Genomic DNA, 16889 nt, shown 5'->3' with positions numbered 1-16889 from the left:
TTTGTTTTGTTAAAAGTCCAAAAAGGAGGGGACTCTCCGGCAAAGGCCAGCCGGGAATGAGGGGCTGACGGAAGGGGCTGAGCAACCCGGCCAAATGGGAAATCGTTCGTACGGGCACGGTAGGGAGGCCGGCCGGGGTCGGGGCGTTTTCGGGGGTGGTCCGCGTAGCGAAAGCGCCAGGTCAGTGCGCTAAAACCCAGCTTCGAACTTCGTGCAAAGGGCCTTCGTAGGGATTGGCGTTACAAACCGCTTTACCAGTGCCGGTGTTAAAATTCAGGACCAGCGAACCGGTGATGCGGCCGGGGTATTTGCGAACGCTTAGTTCGACTTCAGAATCCGTCAGCCACTGAACCCGGTCGGCGCTCCAGACCGCCCCCCGCAGATCGAAAAGGGCCGCCCCATCCGAAACCCGAATGATGCGTGGCACCTCGACCCAGTGGCTCATGCGGACTTCAAAAACATCGAACACCACCTGGTAGGTGCCGTTGGGGGAGGAATATTTCTCTATCATGGGTTCCAAGGATTCGGCCGTAGATGCGGTTTAAAGATTCATTCGTAGCCAGGCCCCAATCTGCCGGACGCATTCGGGTACACTCCAGACCGACAGCAACAGGAAACCCAGCCCCATGCCGCCGAAAATATAAATCATAAAATAATCCCCTTCCAGGTGTACATTTTCCGGCGCTTTCGGATCGTAATAGAGCGTCACCTCCTCACCCACCTGATAAACAGGCGGGTTATGCCCTTCCGAACTGTGAAAAACGCGCTGCTGACCGTCGGCTGTCTGGTAACGAATCGAAGGGGCCAACGGATACGAGTTTGATTTAACGCGGTGGAGATTAATCACCACACCCGGGGTGGCGACACCGGTTTTCGTGAGTTGCTGGCGACTGCGGAAAAGATAATAGCCGACACCGGTCAGGGTTAGGCCAACCAGAAAAAACAAGAGAAAGATTCCTTCAGCAATGGGGAATTTCATGAGTGGATTTTGCCGTAGAACGGTGGTTTGGATGGTACTATTAAGCTGATTTTGGATGAGTACGCCGTTATTGCTCAACGCTGCTTTTGCTTTTTCAGCCACTCATCCACCACCGGAGTAATGTCAAATCTGACGCCCTGAAACCGTTCGGGCGGAGTGGTGTTGAGGGCTTCCCGAAGCCGCAACACAGCCGGGTAAAAATCAACACCCCGGTTTTGAAACTGCTCGTCGATGGCCCCCAGCAGCGGGCTGATACCGTAGGAGTCAAAGCTCCAGTTTTGCAGGTTGTTGCTGGTCTGAATATCGGCGGTTACGGCCGATGCCAGCCAGACCACGCTTTCGTTGAGCGCTTCGGCAAAGGACCGGGACTGCACCACCGCGTTGCCGTCCAGGAAATAGTACACCTCCCGGTAGGTTCGTTTATCCTTTAACAGTGCCAGAATTTCGGCTTCCCAATCCGGATGGGCTTTGATTTTGGCGAGTGCCGCCTGACGAACCGTGTCCCGCTGAAAACGGTTGGTATAGACCAAAAAAGGCAGTATGGGAGCTTCCGCTGGCTGCGACGCGATGTAGTCCAGCGTCTGTCGGCTCCAGCGATCTTCCTGTTCCTGCCGGTTGGCCATTTCCTGCTGGGCTTGCCGGGCCGAATCCCGTAAAAATCCGAAAGCCAGCCCTCCGCTGTATAGCAGGCTGACGGCCAACCCGCTATAAAAGGCGGCTTTCGGCACCAGGGGCGATAACCCGGCCGACGCCGGGGGGTAAAGCGACAGAAAGCAGGCCACCAGCCACAGCAGCGGAATCCATACCTGTCCCTGCCACAAGGCCAGTTCGTGTAAAAACCGGGGATACGTTTGGTCCTCGTCACTGTGCCACTCCACCTTGAACGCTGCGCAGAAAAAAGTGGTGGCTACGATGCACAGCCAGGCCAGCAGGACGGTCGCTTTCCGGATACCGGCGTCATTGGCCACCCAATAGAAGCCATCCCGCACCAGCGTCGTAACTGTCAGCGCAAAACTGCTGATGGCAAAACCGGCTCCCAGAGACGCCAGCACCAGGCCATACCCCATGGCATTATCACCCGCCACGGAGGGTTTCGATGCGGTCAGGAAATACAGACCGGCCCATAGCAGGGCAGTAAGGATAAAAAAGAGATAGCCGAGCATAAACGGATTGTTCGATCAGCTCAAAGATGGCACGGTTCTGACCGGCGTGCAAAAGCAACTGTTTAACTGACGCAGAAAGCGCGATGACGCGTAGCGAAACGGTCATAACTCCCACCGGATCTTATAGCAATGGCACGTTCACACTAAATTTGATCGAGCTTTACAGGACCTCAACCGGAGGCTGATTCAGAAACTGATCAAGGGATGTAAGGCGGGCTAAACCCTTACAAGTTATTTTCCTCCCAGCGCACGTCATGCTGTGCGTAAATTTCAACCCTGAGCGGGCTTGCTTTGTCGATACATCGTTGAGAAGGGGAAAGTGGGTGTCAATAGGACACACCTAGTAAAACGCCCGTTCGGGATTCGTCCAAGAAATCCCGTTGACCCTCCCCAGCCAGACCGAGCCGTCGGGGGATTGCCAGCGAAACCGGCCATTCAGCGAAATTCGTACTCACCTGTCGGTGGATTCGCGTTAGTCCATCAGCATCGGCCATCTCTTTTGAATCAACTTTTCGACCCGGTAAATTGTGCCGGAAGGGCAAATAACAACGACAAATCTGTAACTTGCCCGCCACTAAAACCGCTCGACGATGGCGTTGATTGATAACGTGTACCGCAAATTACAGGACCAGTTCAAACAAGGCGTTGAGTTTGGCCCCGCTGGCCGGGTCATTCAGAGCCTGGACCAGAATAACACGGGTGAAATAATGGTGACCTTTTCGGGCCTTCTGATTTTGCTGGAAGAAGTCGGTGACCGGATTATCGTAAAAATACCGGGTGGGGTTCGGAGCAGCAACAACGACCATCCCGCTGATTGGGGGGCTTTATGTGATGCGTTCATTGCCCAGGTGAAAGCCGAGGCCGGGGATACGCCCCTTGATGAAATCCTGGTTTAGCCCAGTCAGCCTGCGCGGCACAGCGGTTTGAAAGTTGCCCGCGTTTAGGCATTCCTACGGGCGCAACAGCTTGTAGAGGTTGCCCGCGGTCCCGCCAGTAACCATACGGTTTTTAGTAGCGTTCCGTCGCTGCTTACCCTGCCTTTCAGGGGCTGAGCCGCGCATTATGCGGGATTGTTCCGCTTAAAAAAAGTCTCGTAAGCGGCATTCGTCCCTGCTACGAATCCCTGATCCATTCCAAGACCTGATTCTGGATCTGCCAATTGAAATAGGGCAGAAACAACGCCACACAAACACCCGCGTAATGCCTGATTGGGTCACTCGCAGGATACGTCTGTCGGTGCAGTTTAGCGTACTTTACCCAATTATCGGAAAGAATAAAGAACTGCTCAAAAAGCAGGGGAAAAAGCGCCGAATCCACTTCTTCACGAAATACGCCTTCCTTTTTAAACTGCTCGAAAATACCCAGAAACAAAGCTTTGCGGCTCTCGATGAGTGCCCGGTACGCCTTTTCCACCAGGGGGTATTGCTCCAGGAGTTCCGGGGATTCGGTGAAAAAGTAGGAATAGGATTGCATCACGGCAAAGCTTTGGGTAAGACTGGCCAGAATCGACTGGGCGGTTGATGCGGAGGCATCGTTCGCAAAAGCGGCAATCTGTTGCTCCATTTGCTGGAAGGTGGCCAGAATCAGGGACTCTTTGGTCTTAAAGTAGTAGCGCAAATGACCGTCACTGATGGCCAGTTGCTCGGCAATATCCCGCAAGGTCGTGTTTCTGATGCCCCGCCGATTAAAGGTCTCCCGGGCAGCCTCACTAATTTTATCTTTCATTTTTAGCTCTTTCGAGCTAAAGTACAAAATTATCCTATACCTTTGTATTAGCTCTATTGAGCTAAATTATACTAAAAATCATAACATGAAGAAAATTAGCATATTAGGCGGGGGTATCGGCGGATTAACCGCAGCGATTGCCCTGCGGAGCAAAGGGTTTACCTGTGATGTGTACGAAAGGAGCCCGGTTTTTAAAGAAGTAGGTGCGGCCATTAGTGTGTGGCCCAATGCCCTGCGGGTATTCCGGAAGCTGGACATGCTGGCGGATGTGCTGGAAAAAAGCGGGGAGATCCAGATGGCGTATATTAAATCGAGTCGGGGCAACGTGCTGACCCGGAGCCGACCCGCCTACGATTTGCCGGCGGTCTGTACCCACCGGGCGGATTTACTGAATGCCTTGCTCAAGCAGGTGCCGGCAGAAAACCTGCATTCCGGTTATGAATTACAGGATTTTACGTCTTCGGATCAGGGTGTCACCCTAACCTTTACCAACGGCCAGCAAGTAAGCAGTGACCTGCTGATTGGCGCCGACGGTATTCATTCGGTGGTCCGACAAAAAATCATTGGCGATGGCAAACCGGTGTTTCGGGGGTATAACATCTGGCGCGGGATTGCCGATCTGCGGCTGGAGCAGGCTACGCCAGCGAAACACTGGGCCGGGGCAACCGGGTCGGTATTGTGCCGCTTCGTGAAGGACTGTATGGCTGGTGGGCCACCGCCAACGAGCCGCTGGGGCAATCCGATGATCCGGAAGGAACTCGTCAGAAACTAAAAAGACTGTTTGCCGGCTGGCATGCACCGATTCCCCAGTTAATCGATCATTCCCCGCAAATCATCAAAAATAGCTTAGTCGATCGGGTGCCTGTCCGGGGCTGGAGCAGACAGAACGCCGTGCTGGTGGGCGACGCTGCCCATCCCACCACGCCGAACCTGGGGCAGGGAGCGTGTATGGCCATCGAAGGGGCTTACCTGCTGGCGGAATGCCTGGCAACCTACGGCATTTCGGAGCAGGCCCTGAAGGTGTACGAGAATATCCATTACCCCCGGACTACGACGATCACAAAAAGTAGTTTATTGCTGGGTCAGATTGGGCAGTGGGAAAATCCAATCGCAACCCGGTTCCGAAATTTGTTTTTTTCGATCCAGCCCGAGAAAGCCAGCTTACGAATATTGGATAAATACTTTGGGTACGATGTTACAAAAGCCCCTGTTTAAAGCTGCTTTTCACGATGGAATCATAGCCATTTCATTCGAAATGGCTATGCCGTTTTATAAACGGTCGGTAGACAAGCCTCGGGAAAGGATGGCAGCTCCGTGGGCCCTCATTAGCATGGTGGAACGTCCGTAGGGTGGGATAAGTCAGTGCCGCAGCGTTCAAAAAGTAGCCAGTTAACAGGTCACATCCGCCACGTATTCAATCGGGCTGGTAGACTGCGGGAAGCGTCCCTACGTTTGTGACTCATCCCAAATCGGATCGATTTTCATTAAATTTTGTCACTGATGCTTTACACGTTATATGGACTCTCGGGGCTCGCTCTCCTATTCAGTGTGAGCGGTATTTTGGTGAGTCAATTTGCTTCTAAGTTTGAAGGAGGAGCCGGAATAGGTGGTGGTTTTCTCTTTCTGATTGGGGCGGTTTTTTCGGGGGTCGCTGCCATTCTGCTCTACAGAAACTGGTCTGAACTCAGCCTTTTGCCCAAGCTCATTGGGGGGCTCGGTTGCCTGCCGCTGGTGACGGTGGTGGGGGTGTTGATGTATGTGCTGTTCGTGGCCGAATAGCGCTACTGCCTGAAAGCCGGGGAGTTAGTGCAACCATTCAACGCGAGTGACGGCCTTGACTCCCTGGTGTTCAATTCAGCTAACGGGTGGTTTAGATCCCTTTAAGGCGGCTCGCTAAACCACCTGATTTTTGTGCACCGGAATACGGTCAACCGGTAACGGGCAGTCACCAGATAACTAGCGGCAGCCCGAATTCTTTTCAGGAAAAGAATTCGGGCTGCCGCTTCCGTCTGCGTTTTATCGAATAGCTAACTTTATGCAGCAGGAGCCAGATTTGCTACCAACGTAATGGGCAGGGCCGACAACGCTTTTGACACCGGACAGACCACTTTTGCTTCGTTGGCCAGCTGATTGAACTGCTCGGCCGAAATCCCCGGCACAACTCCTTCCAGGGAAAGTTTGATACCCGAAATTCTGAACCCTCCCTCTTCCTGCTCCATCTCCACGGATGATTTGGTATGCAGGGCCGTGGGGGGAAAACCGGCTCCGGTTAACAGAAAGCTTAACTGCATCGCGTAACAACCCGCGTGGGCTGCGGCAATTAATTCTTCGGGATTGGTACCCGCTTTGCCATCTTCATTTTGAAAACGGGCTTTGAACGAATAAGGGGTTTGACTCAGGACGCCACTGGTCGATGAAAGAGTGCCGCTGCCTTCCATTCCGGTACCGTTCCAGGTGGCTTCTGATGTACGTTTGATTCCTGCCATGATTGATTATTGAATAAAGTAAATGGAATTTGGTGAAAATTACTGGGTAGTTTATTCAGGACAGGACCCTGGTAGGGTCCTGCCACCCAACTGAAAAGTGAAGACGATGTCCGCCAATTCCCTGTTGACACTACTGGGCCTATAACAGGGGTCGGATAAGACCTTGTATCCATGCCGTAAAGGTATCCGTGGCAGAACCGGCCGGGAAACAGAACTGAATAACTGGTGGTGCGAAATAGATAATAACCGTGAAATCGCTTATAACTGACAATCCGGGCAGGAATCCGTTCCACCTGCTTTCGCTGCTTTCGTGTTGGTAAGGATTCGATCCTGAAATCCGGTTTTCGCAGGTCACCCCATCCCCACTTAATTGGCAATCCGACTGACTCACCGAGGAGCTATGGTGTTAATCAGTCTGGTAAAACGACCACGTATAAACTCATTCCAGCCGCGTACCGGTTTGCGCGCGGAACCGCTCAGCGTTCCGCCTAGCTTTGGCGGAAAAAACCATGCAAATCGTCCGTTATCTAATCATCGGTCTGGCGGCTCTGAGCGTTGCCAGTCCGGCTCTCATCGCCCAGGTTCCCGACCACCCTGCGTATCTGGATCAGAAAAAACCACAGCCCAAAGGCACCCGGTTTTCCGACCTTCTACCCGCAAAAGTTGCTGATTTTGTGCGCATCAGTTTCAAAGAACCGCAGCCGGGTCTTGACGGAGAAGCGCGCTACCAGCGTGGGGAACAGGAAATATTCCTGCAGTTTAGCCTGGCCGAAAACCGGGCGGAGGTGGCCGAAATTCGCCGGACGATTCAAGACGAATTGCAGCGCGAAAGGCTCAGCCAGCCGCCCCAGTCGAGGGTGGGCAATGAACTGGGGTATAGCCGGCTCATTGGAAAAACAATCGCTTTTTACGCGTGGAACCGGGGTCTTTACTGCTTTTCGGCCGACAGCAAGGGGGGCAATAAAACCGCCCTGGACCATTTTATGCAAGCGTTCCCGTATTGATCACTCCACTTCCGGCCCCCAGGGGTGGCCATGCATTCGGTCAGCAGGTCAATCCGGTTTACCGAATCCGGCCTGCTGACCGTTGATAGCTACTTCCCATTGAATGATTGCTACCAGCTATCGGTTTCCGCTGGCCGCCCTTGGCCGGTCACCCTAGTTTTGCCACTGAAACATTCTTTTTTTATTATGCAACAAATAACTAAAACGGTCGTCGCCGTCAATGGATTCCTGCTTTGTGGCCTGTTAAGCGGCTGCCAGCCCGAACATTTTGTAACCCCTGCCCAACCCGTTCCAGCGACTTCGGAACTAGTTTCGGCTCCGGCCGGCCTGGCAGCGCCGGTCACCCGCATCCAGCACCAGTTAGTTAAACATGGCGGGAATAAATTACACTACGATAGCGCGGGGCGCCTTTGGAAAGTGGTCGCCAGTGCTACCGAGTTTACGGTTTATGGGTACAGTCCGGGAACGGTGGTCGCAACGCACTTCAAGAATGGACAGCAAACCAGCCAGATTACCTGCACGATGAACGCAGCGGGACAATGCGTCCAATCAAAAACGGTGAGCGCCTGGGAAAACAAGACGTTTGTCTATGAATACAATGCGGCCGGTCGGTTGGTGAAGCGCTACAACAAGAATGCGGTTAACGAACGTCACGAGTACGCGTACAATGCCGATGGAGAACTGGCCGTGTTGAAAACGTTCGATTCGGGCAACATGAAAGGGTTTGAAATTCTGTTTGGCTACAGCGTACCCAATGAAGGCTTGCTCCTCGATCGGTATCGGTTAAATTCAACCTTTCTGGCCCCTTTGGATGAGTACCTGCCGATTTGGGGGTCTTTTAACAAGCATCTGGTTCGGCGGATTACCTACAAGGCCTGTGGGGCCAATGATGTGGTGGAGTATCTGTGCGCGTACAGCCTGAATTCGGATGGTCTGGTAAGCGAGAAAAGCCTGATCAACATGGCGAATAATAGCCTGGTTTCTAAAACCGCCTTTGTTTATTCCGGGTATGGGCTCTTAGCCGCCAACTAAGCCCTGCTGGGTTTCAACCGTACCTGCTGAGTAAACGGTAGGTACGGTTGCCCGGTTTGAACAGGTAAAGGACTTTTGCCGGATTTTCTGTTCGTTTGGTAAGTCCCGGCCGTTGTTTGGTGGATTACAGCGCTTGCCTTAATTTAGCAACGTTGAACGTAAAAGTCCAACGTTTTTCGACGGGAAACGAACTGCTGGGCCAGCCGCTGAATATTGGTAATTAACCGGGGTGGTAAGCGCTCCTGTCGGTAGGCGAGGCTGTTTAATTCGTTCTGTATCAACCCAAAGGCCTTACCTTTTCCTTATGGCTTACACTTGCTTTATCATTGGTAAGGACACGTTACTCATCGAATGCGCCGGGATTCTTCAGCAAAACGGCTTCCAGATAAAAGGAATTATTTCCAGCGATCGTCAGGTCAGGCAGTTTTGCGCGGATCAGGCAATTCCCTTTCTGGAAATGACCGGGCCTTTTGCGTCGGTTTTAGAAGAAAATCCATTCGACTACTTATTCAGTATCGTCAACAGTTACATTCTCCCGGCTTCCGTTTTACGACTTCCCCGGTTGCAGACCATTAACTATCACGATAGCCCGCTTCCGGCATATGCTGGCGTCCATGCGACCTTCTGGGCACTTATCCAGGGTGAAAGAACCCACGGCATCACCTGGCATGGGGTCGATGCAGGGATTGATACGGGTCCCATCCTGAGCCAACGTCGGTTTGCGGTGGAGCCCGACGAAACCTCTATCCAGTTAAATATCAACTGTTACGCAGCCGGAATTGCCGCTTTTCGGGAACTGGTCGCAGCCCTACGTTCTGATACGCTTGCGAGCCTACCCCAGAATCCGGCTCAACGAACCTATTTCGGCCTCAACAAACGGCCCAATACCTTTATCGACTGGCAGCGATCCGCTACCCAGCTTGCCCGCCTGTACCGCGCCCTGGATTTCGGCTTTCACCCGAACCCGTTTGGTTTGCTTAAAGTTAGGGTAGGCCATGACGTATTTCTGGTCAAAGAAGCAGGTCAATGGCCCGATTCTCCGGAGCATCCGGACCCACCGGCGGGGACGATCGTTTGCTTTGAGCCCGATCTGCTGGCCGTAGCGACGGGCGAGGGCGTGCTGGGCCTTCGGGCGCTGGTCACCCAAACCGGTGAGGCTGTTTCGTTGTCGGCGCTCCGCCTGCAATCGGGGCTGCAGGAAGGGCAACTGATTAGCCCGCCCGAGCCGGCTTTTTGGCACCACTACCAACAATGGGACAGGCAGTGTGCGCCCTTTCAAAGGTACTGGACCGAAAAACTCAGCCGTTTCTCGCCGACATCGGTTTCGATTCATCCATCGGCGGACGTAGACGAAAACCTGAAGCAGGCCATCGAGTACCGGCCCATAATTCCCACCCCAACAGTTGATAGGGCGCTGGCCCCACTGCCGGAAGCCGATCAGGCGGATCTACTTCTTTGTGCTTTTCTGGTGGCAGTGGCCCGGATGGGCAGTCAGGCGTCCGTTGGTGTAGGGTACAGCTCGCCAACGAGCAGGCAAATAGCGGCCGAGACGGCCGGTTTGTTTTGGGATTGCCTGCCGTTTACGGTTGATTTTGACTGGGAATCGAACGCGGAAAAAGCCATATCAGCCCTTCGGCAGGAACGGGCCGCCGTTGAAAAACACTGCTCCTTTGCCCGGGACTGGTTGCTGACCCAGCCGGCCCTTCAGTCCGTGGCGCAGTTGGTAAACGAGCACCATTTTCCGATCGTAATTCACCGAATGGTGGAGGAAACCGACCGGCCCGTTCCCCGGCAGGGGCTGATCCTGATTCTTTCCGACGCGGGAACCTGCCAGCTGGCCTATGATCTGGCCGTCTGGCAGGCCAGTCAGGTAAACGAATTGATCAACCGGTGGCTGATTGTGCTGGAGAACCTGGTAAGCCACCCCTCGACGGCCTTAAAAACCGTTCCTTTACTCACCCCCGAAGAACAACAGCGCATCCTGATTGACTGGAACGCGACGGCGGTTCCGTATCCCCGCGATCAAACGGTAGCGGAACTGGTTGAAGCCCAGGTCACGAAAAGCCCTCAGGCCGTAGCGCTTCGCTGCGGACCTGTCTCCCTCACCTACGAACAGGTAAACCAGCAGGCCAATCAGTTGGCGCATTACCTCCGAGAGCGGGGGGTTACGACCAATACGCTGGTGGGGCTTTGTCTGGAACGTTCACCGGAGATGCTGGTCAGTTTGCTGGCAATCTTGAAAGCAGGTGGAGCCTATGTTCCGCTGGACCCCGATTATCCGGCTTCCCGGCTGCAGGAGCTGTGCGCGCAGACCGGTATTCAATGGATAGTAACGAAGCTAAAATGGCGGGACCGACTACCAGCCGAGGGGATTACGCCGGTTTTCCTTGACCAGGAAACCGCTTCCTGGGCTGGTGAAAAAACCGGCAATCTGGACCTGCCCAGGGATGGCAATCAGCTGGCATATGTAGTCTTTACGTCGGGCTCGACGGGCCAGCCCAAAAGCGTGGCCATTCCCCACCGGGGGGTGGCTCGCCTGGTTAAAGGGGCCAATTACGCGCAGCTTGACGAAACAACGATCCTGCTGGGAATGGCACCGCTGGCGTTTGATGCCTCCACTTTCGACGTGTGGGCCACCCTGGCGAACGGCGGACAACTGATCCTGATGCCCGAGCGCCAGCCGACCCTCGATGCCATCAAATACGCCATTCAAGCCCACCGGGTAAACACGGTTTTTTTAACAACGGCCTTGTTTAACGTCCTGGTCGATAGTGACCTTTCCGGGCTAACCACGCTTTCGCAGCTCTTGACCGGAGGAGAAGCTGCTTCGGTCAGCCACCTGCACCGGGCTCAACAGCAGTTGCCAGCCTGCAAGATCAGTAACGTATACGGACCGACTGAAAGCACCACCTTTGCCACGTTTTATCCCCTGCCGTCCACCGCCTGGGATGCCCATACCGTACCCATTGGCCGGCCACTGTCGAACACCCGGTTATACATTGTCGATTCCTTTACAAACCCGGTGCCGGTGGGTGTAGTGGGCGAATTGCTCATCGGCGGGGATGGCCTGGCCCGGGACTATCTATTCCAGCCTGAGTTGACCCGGGAAAAATTCATCGCTGACCCGTTCAGCCAGGATACGGACGGACGCCTTTACCGAACGGGCGATCAGGCGCGTTACCGGGCCGACGGCGCCATCGAGTTTATCGGGCGTCTGGATGATCAGGTCAAGATTCGCGGTTTTCGAATCGAGCCGGGGGAAGTTGAGTTCGCCCTCGGCCAGCATCCGGCCGTGAAGGAGACTTTTGTCGTGGTGGCAGAAACGCCTTCGGGCCAAAAAGAACTGGTGGCCTACCTGGTTCCCCAACCCCATGCCCGGGTTGTACCGGATGACGTACGGGCGTTTCTTCAGACCCGCCTACCCCAGCACCTGATTCCGGCGGCCTTGGTCCCGCTGGAATCTCTGCCACTGACCGCCAATGGTAAAGTGGCAAAAAATGGGTTGCCACCGGCATTTCCCCGCAGCCAAGCCGGAGGAGATGAGGTACTGACCGCAACGGAGCAGGTCCTTTTGCCCTTATGGAAGGCCTTGCTGAACTATCCGGATTTGAGCAGGGAAGATGATTTTTTTGAAACCGGCGGCAACTCACTATTAGCCATGCAGTTAGTTGCCCGCATTCAGCGGCAATTCGGTCGACCGCTGTCGGTGAAGGATGTCTTTGAGCACCCGACCCTGCGCCGGTTGAGTGCGCGCCTGGACCAGAATCCGGAGACCAGTCTGACGTTTCCGGCTGCGCAAAAACCGGCGTCGGAACACGAGCCCGGGCGGGGTGGTCCGTTGTCTTTCGCCCAGAACCGGCTGTGGATCATTCACCAGCTCCATGATTTGCGGGGCACCTATAACGTGCAGGTCATCCTCAAAATCCGGGGACCGCTCAACCTGCTGGCGTTACAGCAAAGTCTGGAAGAGGTTGTCCGTCGGCACCAGGTGTTACGAACTACCTTCGGTCATTCGAACGGCATCCCGTTTCAACAGCTTGTTTCGGATTTCTCCCTGCCTTTTGAGGTGACTGAACTTAACGACCGGAAAGAGGGGGCGGAGCGGGACTGGTCGCACTGGCTGCAAACCGAAGCCTACCGGCCCTTTAAGCTCGAAGACGGCCCATTGATGCGGTTTCGGGTGGCCCACCGGGGGCCGGATTCGTGGGTTTTGATGCTAGTTTTCCACCACCTGATTTACGACGGCTGGTCCAGTCGGGTGCTGGCCCGGGAGTTGAGTCAGCTATATACCTCGTTCGTGCGGCATCAGCCGGTTTCTCTCCCGCCTTTACCCATTCAGTACGCGGACTATGCCCGCTGGCAATTGGAACAGTTTACCCCTTCCGCGTTGCAACGGGATTTAACGTACTGGAAAAACCGCCTGACTGGCGCCCCCAGCTCGGTAAACCTGCCCATTGACAAACCCCGGCCGGCGGCTCAATCATTTGAAGGTGCTGATTACACCTTTCCCATCGCCGATGGCTGCTGGCAACAAATCCAGACGGGAGTGCACGAACCGGGGACAACGGTATTTCTCCGGCTTTTAACGGCATTTTCGGTCTGGCTCAGCCGGGTTACCCAGTCCGCTGACCTCGTAGTGGGCATACCCATTGCGGGGCGCAGCCGGGCGGATGTGGTGGACAGCATTGGTTTTTTTGTCAATACCCTGGCCTTACGCATTACTGTTTCCGGGGATTGGACGTTTCGGCAATTACTGCAACAGGTTCGTCAGTGGACACTCGAAGCGTATGACCACCAGGATCTGCCTTTCGAGCAGGTGGTGGAAGGGCTCCGGCTTCCCCGTACCCTGGCGTATGCGCCGTTGGTCCAGGTGATGTTCGATTTTCACGAAGATCAGACGAAAGACTGGCAACTCGATGAACTGGTTGTTGATACCCTGCTGCTTGACCAACAGGTGGCTAAATTTGATCTCCACGTTTCGTTTCGCGAAACAAATGGGGGCGTCAACGTAACGTTCAATTACCGGCCGGACCTTTTTTCTGCCACAGCCATCGTTCAGATGGCCGACGACTTTGTAGCGGTATTGAAGGCCCTAGTAGCCCATCCCGATCAACCAATCCTAAACGTGCTCGGGCTGGACCAGATTCAACCCACCCTACCCGCACTAAACCGTGATGCTTCGGAGATTGAAGCCAACAGTTTGGATGAACTTTGGGCGCCACAGTCCGTCGATGCTCCCCTGATCGACTGGCTGCAGACCACCTGGTGTTGGTTACTGGAGGTGCCCTCTCTGGGGCTGGATGATGATTTTTTTGAAATGGGTGGGCATTCTCTGCTGGCCTTCCAGATGATCGCCGAATTGCAGAAGAAGATTGGCCGTACCCTTCCTGTCGGTAGTGTTTTCGCTAATCCAACGATCCGAAAACTGGCCGCGTACCTAAAAACCAGGCATGCCGATCTGGTTTGGGAGTCACTGGTGGCGGTGAAACCCCAAGGGCGACGGGCCCCTCTTTATCTGGTCCACCCGGTTTCGGGTGATGTGGGTTATGCGTACCAACTCGCCCCCTACCTACCCGACGACCAACCGGTATTCGCCCTGCGCGCGGTGGGTCTGGATGGCATCGGCACTCCGTTCACAACCATTGAAGCGATGGCGGCCTATTACGTTAAATTAATCCTTGAAAAACAACCGGATGGGCCTTACGCCCTGGGGGGGTATTCGCTGGGCGGGATTGTCGCTTATGAAATGGCCCGTCAACTAAAACAGAGGGGGAAAGAGGTAAGCCTACTGGCCATTATTGATAGCTATCCGGTGAGCCCGACCCGGTCCCATTCCCATCCGATTCCCATGGGTCGGCTCCTCCATTATTATTACGACGTTTGGCGTTCACTGCCAAAACAACCCGGTTTTATTATGCGAACCATTCGGAATAAGGCACCCTTCGTGCGGGGCTATCTGATAAACCGGCTTCAGCAATCGTTTCGGCGCTACCCACCCAGCACCCATTCCGTCCAGACGGGAGCCGCTCAACCGGAAACGGCGATCGTAACCATCAACCAGATGGCCTACAGTGCGTATGTTTTTCAACCCTACGACGGAAAAATGGTCTTTCTACGCGCCGTTGGTCAAAATACCGGCAGCCGCACAACGGTAACCTTCGGCTGGAATCGGTACGCCCGGCGGGGCGTAGAGGTGTATCCCTTACCGGGTGATCATTATTCTCTTTTTAAACACGAAGCAACCATTTCAAACATTGCCGGTATTCTGACGGCCCATCTCCCCATCTAATTCCTGGGGGTGCTCCGCCCGGAATGCTTTACCATCTTTGCCTTTATGGTACAAAAAAAACCGTATATAGGTAGTTCCCCAACGGATTATCCCCGCGCCACCCCACTCCATGAACTGATTGCCCGCCAGGCCATGGAATCAGCCGATAAAGTGGCCTTGCTGGCGGGTGGCCGGGAGCTGAACTACCGCGAGCTGGACGAAACGGCCAATCAATTAAGTCATTACCTGATCCGGCAGGGCGTCAAACCGGGGGATCTTGTGGGCGTTGCGCTGGACCGTTCGCCCGAATTGATCTTGATGCTGCTGGCCATTATGAAAGCCGGAGCGGCTTACCTGCCCATCGACCCAACCTTTCCCCCGCAGCGGATTGAGTTCATGCTGACGGATTCGGCGGCTCAGGTGCTGGTTACCTCCAAAACCGTTCAGGGAAAACCGCCCGTCCAGGTTACCCCGCTATTGGTGGAAGACGCCCTGGTGGAATCAACCTCGTTAGGCAAATACGCCCCGACGCTTTCGGTTACCGGAGACGATTTGGTGTATGTGCTCTATACATCCGGCTCAACCGGCCAACCCAAAGGTGTATTGATTGAGCACCACAACCTGGTTAACCTGTTGACGAGCATGGTGCATCAGCCCGGAATTACGAACGCGGACCGCCTGTTGGCAGTTACCACCGTTTCCTTTGATATTGCAGCCCTTGAATTGTTTCTGCCTTTGTTGGCGGGAGCAACCCTGGTTCTGGCCGATACGTCCTCGACCCGCGATGGAAACGCGTTGCTGGGCCTTATTCAGGAACAGCGCATCACCATCCTGCAGGCTACGCCCATCACCTTTCGAATGCTGTTGGCGGCTGGTTGGCAACAGCCGCTTCCATTGAAAATCCTGTGCTGTGGAGAACCGCTACCGGAGAACCTGGCGCAGCAGTTAACGGCCCGGTGTGAGACCCTGTGGAATCTGTACGGCCCGACCGAAACCACCATCTATTCAACGGGAAAACAGATTCTGCCAACGGACCAGCTCATCACCATCGGAAAGCCCATTCAAAATACGCAGGTCCATCTGCTGGATGAAAATCAAAAACCGGTACCGGAAGGGCAGCCGGGTGAAATTTGTATTGCAGGTGAGGGGGTTGCGCGGGGGTATTTCAACCGACCCGAGCTGACGCAGGAAAAATTCTTGCCCAACCCCTTTGCTCCAACCGAACTCTTGTACCGGACCGGTGATTTGGGGCGATTAACACCGGAAGGCGAAATTCAATTTTTGGGGCGCATCGATCAGCAGATAAAAATCAGGGGATACCGCGTCGAGCCCGGTGAGATCGAACACGCCCTGGTCAGCCAGCCCGGGATTCGGGAAGCCGTTGTGGTTGCCCGGGAAGATCGCTCGGGAACGGCCCGTTTGGTGGCCTATCTGGTATTGGCCCATCCCTTGTCCAGTACGGAGTTTGCAGACTCGGCCCAGCGCTGGAAAGCGAGCCTGAAAAACACCTTGCCCGGTTACATGATTCCCGTGATGTTCATTCAGACCGCACAATTCCCCATCACGCTCAATGGCAAGGTGGATCGCAAAGCGTTGGCGGCCGGAACGGGCCCAGGCGGTGACCAATCTCCGGAACCCGTCCCGCAAAAAACGCCTTCACAAACCGGTGCGTCCAGTTCGAGTTGGCGAAACGTATTCTCCTGGTTGATGCCGGGTAGCCGGAAGAACAAACCGTGAACGGGTATCAATGGGCCCTGGCCAATCCGTTACGATTTGAATCGTAGTTAGCTTAGTTGCTGGTTCCCAGGAATAGTTGTTTCTCTTTTAGAAGTAACCAGCACATGCCTACTACGGCCAGATTAATGAACACATGCTGACCAATGGATAGCTGGTCAAAAAGTCCGTTGCATGGGCAGGGAACGTACTGTGAGCGCCGTACAATATACAAGCAATAGCCCGTAAACACGATGAGTAAAGCAATTGCCAGTTGGATTGCTTTTACTTTTGTTTGTTTAAAAAGAAGTAATATGGGAATTGATAATTCACAAATTGGTATTCCATAACTAATTAAAGAGAGGCTATATCCCGCCATTAAAGGAAGGGCATCAAGTTTAAGTACCCATCCATTGTAATCAGTAAATTTGACCATTCCTGCATAAGCGAACAGGGTACTGATCAGAAGTTCGGCCATAAAAAGACCCTGAGATTTTATGTGCTGAGCGGTGCTCATAG

At 54.3% G+C, this 16889-nt stretch carries 14 protein-coding genes; 8 read left to right on the top strand and 6 right to left on the bottom strand.

The features are described 5' to 3' along the window. Positions 1-181 precede the first annotated feature (181 nt). From ACYVHX_RS14325 to ACYVHX_RS14315, 3 genes are all read right to left on the bottom strand, one after another. Positions 182-511 carry a hypothetical protein gene (locus tag ACYVHX_RS14325; protein ID WP_460672335.1) on the bottom strand — a complete coding sequence of 110 codons (330 nt, stop codon included), beginning with the start codon at positions 509-511 and terminating at the stop codon, positions 182-184. 30 nt (positions 512-541) lie between these two features. Next, entirely contained in the window at positions 542-979 is a 438-nt protein-coding gene (locus tag ACYVHX_RS14320; protein WP_460672334.1) for a DUF3592 domain-containing protein, read from the bottom strand. Between the two features lie 74 nt (positions 980-1053). Next, on the bottom strand, positions 1054-2142 hold the full coding sequence (locus ACYVHX_RS14315) for a hypothetical protein (RefSeq protein ID WP_460672333.1): 1089 nt from the start codon (positions 2140-2142) through the stop codon (positions 1054-1056). 590 nt (positions 2143-2732) lie between these two features. Here ACYVHX_RS14315 and ACYVHX_RS14310 point away from each other — a divergent pair. Then, on the top strand, positions 2733-3038 hold the full coding sequence (locus ACYVHX_RS14310) for a hypothetical protein (protein WP_460672332.1): 306 nt from the start codon (positions 2733-2735) through the stop codon (positions 3036-3038). Between the two features lie 217 nt (positions 3039-3255). Here the strand turns inward: ACYVHX_RS14310 and ACYVHX_RS14305 are convergent, their stop codons facing one another. Continuing rightward, on the bottom strand, positions 3256-3867 hold the full coding sequence (locus tag ACYVHX_RS14305; protein WP_460672331.1) for a TetR/AcrR family transcriptional regulator: 612 nt from the start codon (positions 3865-3867) through the stop codon (positions 3256-3258). Between the two features lie 85 nt (positions 3868-3952). Here ACYVHX_RS14305 and ACYVHX_RS14300 point away from each other — a divergent pair, with 85 nt between their 5' ends. The 3 genes from ACYVHX_RS14300 to ACYVHX_RS14290 all read left to right on the top strand — a co-directional run bounded on the left by ACYVHX_RS14300 (position 3953) and on the right by ACYVHX_RS14290 (position 5646). Next, on the top strand, positions 3953-4639 hold the full coding sequence (locus tag ACYVHX_RS14300) for an FAD-dependent oxidoreductase (protein ID WP_460672330.1): 687 nt from the start codon (positions 3953-3955) through the stop codon (positions 4637-4639). Next, a complete protein-coding gene (locus ACYVHX_RS14295; RefSeq protein ID WP_460672329.1) occupies positions 4546-5082 on the top strand; it encodes an FAD-dependent monooxygenase in 537 nt (178 codons plus the stop codon). Before ACYVHX_RS14300 ends, ACYVHX_RS14295 begins: the two co-directional genes overlap by 94 nt. Before the next feature lie 285 nt (positions 5083-5367). Then, positions 5368-5646, top strand: a complete 279-nt coding sequence (locus tag ACYVHX_RS14290) for a hypothetical protein (protein ID WP_460672328.1) — start codon at positions 5368-5370, stop codon at positions 5644-5646. A 254-nt stretch (positions 5647-5900) separates the two neighbouring features. Here the strand turns inward: ACYVHX_RS14290 and ACYVHX_RS14285 are convergent, their stop codons facing one another. Then, positions 5901-6353, bottom strand: a complete 453-nt coding sequence (locus ACYVHX_RS14285; RefSeq protein WP_460672327.1) for an OsmC family protein — start codon at positions 6351-6353, stop codon at positions 5901-5903. Between the two features lie 509 nt (positions 6354-6862). Between ACYVHX_RS14285 and ACYVHX_RS14280 the strand changes: the two genes are divergently transcribed. The 4 genes from ACYVHX_RS14280 to ACYVHX_RS14265 all read left to right on the top strand — a co-directional run bounded on the left by ACYVHX_RS14280 (position 6863) and on the right by ACYVHX_RS14265 (position 16394). After that, positions 6863-7357 (top strand): hypothetical protein, encoded by a 495-nt coding sequence (locus tag ACYVHX_RS14280; RefSeq protein WP_460672326.1) that lies wholly within the window; start codon positions 6863-6865, stop codon positions 7355-7357. Between the two features lie 186 nt (positions 7358-7543). After that, on the top strand, positions 7544-8389 hold the full coding sequence (locus tag ACYVHX_RS14275) for a hypothetical protein (protein WP_460672325.1): 846 nt from the start codon (positions 7544-7546) through the stop codon (positions 8387-8389). 304 nt (positions 8390-8693) lie between these two features. Next, positions 8694-14678, top strand: a complete 5985-nt coding sequence (locus ACYVHX_RS14270; protein WP_460672324.1) for an amino acid adenylation domain-containing protein — start codon at positions 8694-8696, stop codon at positions 14676-14678. A 45-nt stretch (positions 14679-14723) separates the two neighbouring features. Continuing rightward, complete coding sequence (locus ACYVHX_RS14265) at positions 14724-16394, top strand: non-ribosomal peptide synthetase (RefSeq protein ID WP_460672323.1); 1671 nt, start codon at positions 14724-14726, stop codon at positions 16392-16394. A gap of 52 nt (positions 16395-16446) precedes the next feature. On the opposite strand, the gene ACYVHX_RS14260 is transcribed toward ACYVHX_RS14265, so the two are convergent. Beyond that, a complete protein-coding gene (locus ACYVHX_RS14260; protein ID WP_460672322.1) occupies positions 16447-16887 on the bottom strand; it encodes a MauE/DoxX family redox-associated membrane protein in 441 nt (146 codons plus the stop codon). Positions 16888-16889 lie beyond the last annotated feature (2 nt).

Source organism: Larkinella ripae (assembly GCF_054780775.1).
The sequence above is the reverse complement of the archived record's forward strand: the minus strand, read 5'-3'. Positions and strand labels throughout refer to the sequence as shown.

What these genes read in the sequence shown, in the direction of transcription:
- ACYVHX_RS14320 (WP_460672334.1), bottom strand. Translation starts at nt 979, where the DNA reads ATGAAATTCCCCATTGCTGAAGGAATCTTTCTCTTGTTTTTTCTGGTT.
- ACYVHX_RS14265 (WP_460672323.1), top strand. Translation starts at nt 14,724, where the DNA reads ATGGTACAAAAAAAACCGTATATAGGTAGTTCCCCAACGGATTATCCC.
- ACYVHX_RS14285 (WP_460672327.1), bottom strand. Translation starts at nt 6,353, where the DNA reads ATGGCAGGAATCAAACGTACATCAGAAGCCACCTGGAACGGTACCGGA.
- ACYVHX_RS14290 (WP_460672328.1), top strand. Translation starts at nt 5,368, where the DNA reads ATGCTTTACACGTTATATGGACTCTCGGGGCTCGCTCTCCTATTCAGT.
- ACYVHX_RS14280 (WP_460672326.1), top strand. Translation starts at nt 6,863, where the DNA reads ATGCAAATCGTCCGTTATCTAATCATCGGTCTGGCGGCTCTGAGCGTT.
- ACYVHX_RS14310 (WP_460672332.1), top strand. Translation starts at nt 2,733, where the DNA reads ATGGCGTTGATTGATAACGTGTACCGCAAATTACAGGACCAGTTCAAA.
- ACYVHX_RS14300 (WP_460672330.1), top strand. Translation starts at nt 3,953, where the DNA reads ATGAAGAAAATTAGCATATTAGGCGGGGGTATCGGCGGATTAACCGCA.
- ACYVHX_RS14305 (WP_460672331.1), bottom strand. Translation starts at nt 3,867, where the DNA reads ATGAAAGATAAAATTAGTGAGGCTGCCCGGGAGACCTTTAATCGGCGG.
- ACYVHX_RS14275 (WP_460672325.1), top strand. Translation starts at nt 7,544, where the DNA reads ATGCAACAAATAACTAAAACGGTCGTCGCCGTCAATGGATTCCTGCTT.
- ACYVHX_RS14315 (WP_460672333.1), bottom strand. Translation starts at nt 2,142, where the DNA reads ATGCTCGGCTATCTCTTTTTTATCCTTACTGCCCTGCTATGGGCCGGT.
- ACYVHX_RS14270 (WP_460672324.1), top strand. Translation starts at nt 8,694, where the DNA reads ATGGCTTACACTTGCTTTATCATTGGTAAGGACACGTTACTCATCGAA.
- ACYVHX_RS14325 (WP_460672335.1), bottom strand. Translation starts at nt 511, where the DNA reads ATGATAGAGAAATATTCCTCCCCCAACGGCACCTACCAGGTGGTGTTC.
- ACYVHX_RS14260 (WP_460672322.1), bottom strand. Translation starts at nt 16,887, where the DNA reads ATGAGCACCGCTCAGCACATAAAATCTCAGGGTCTTTTTATGGCCGAA.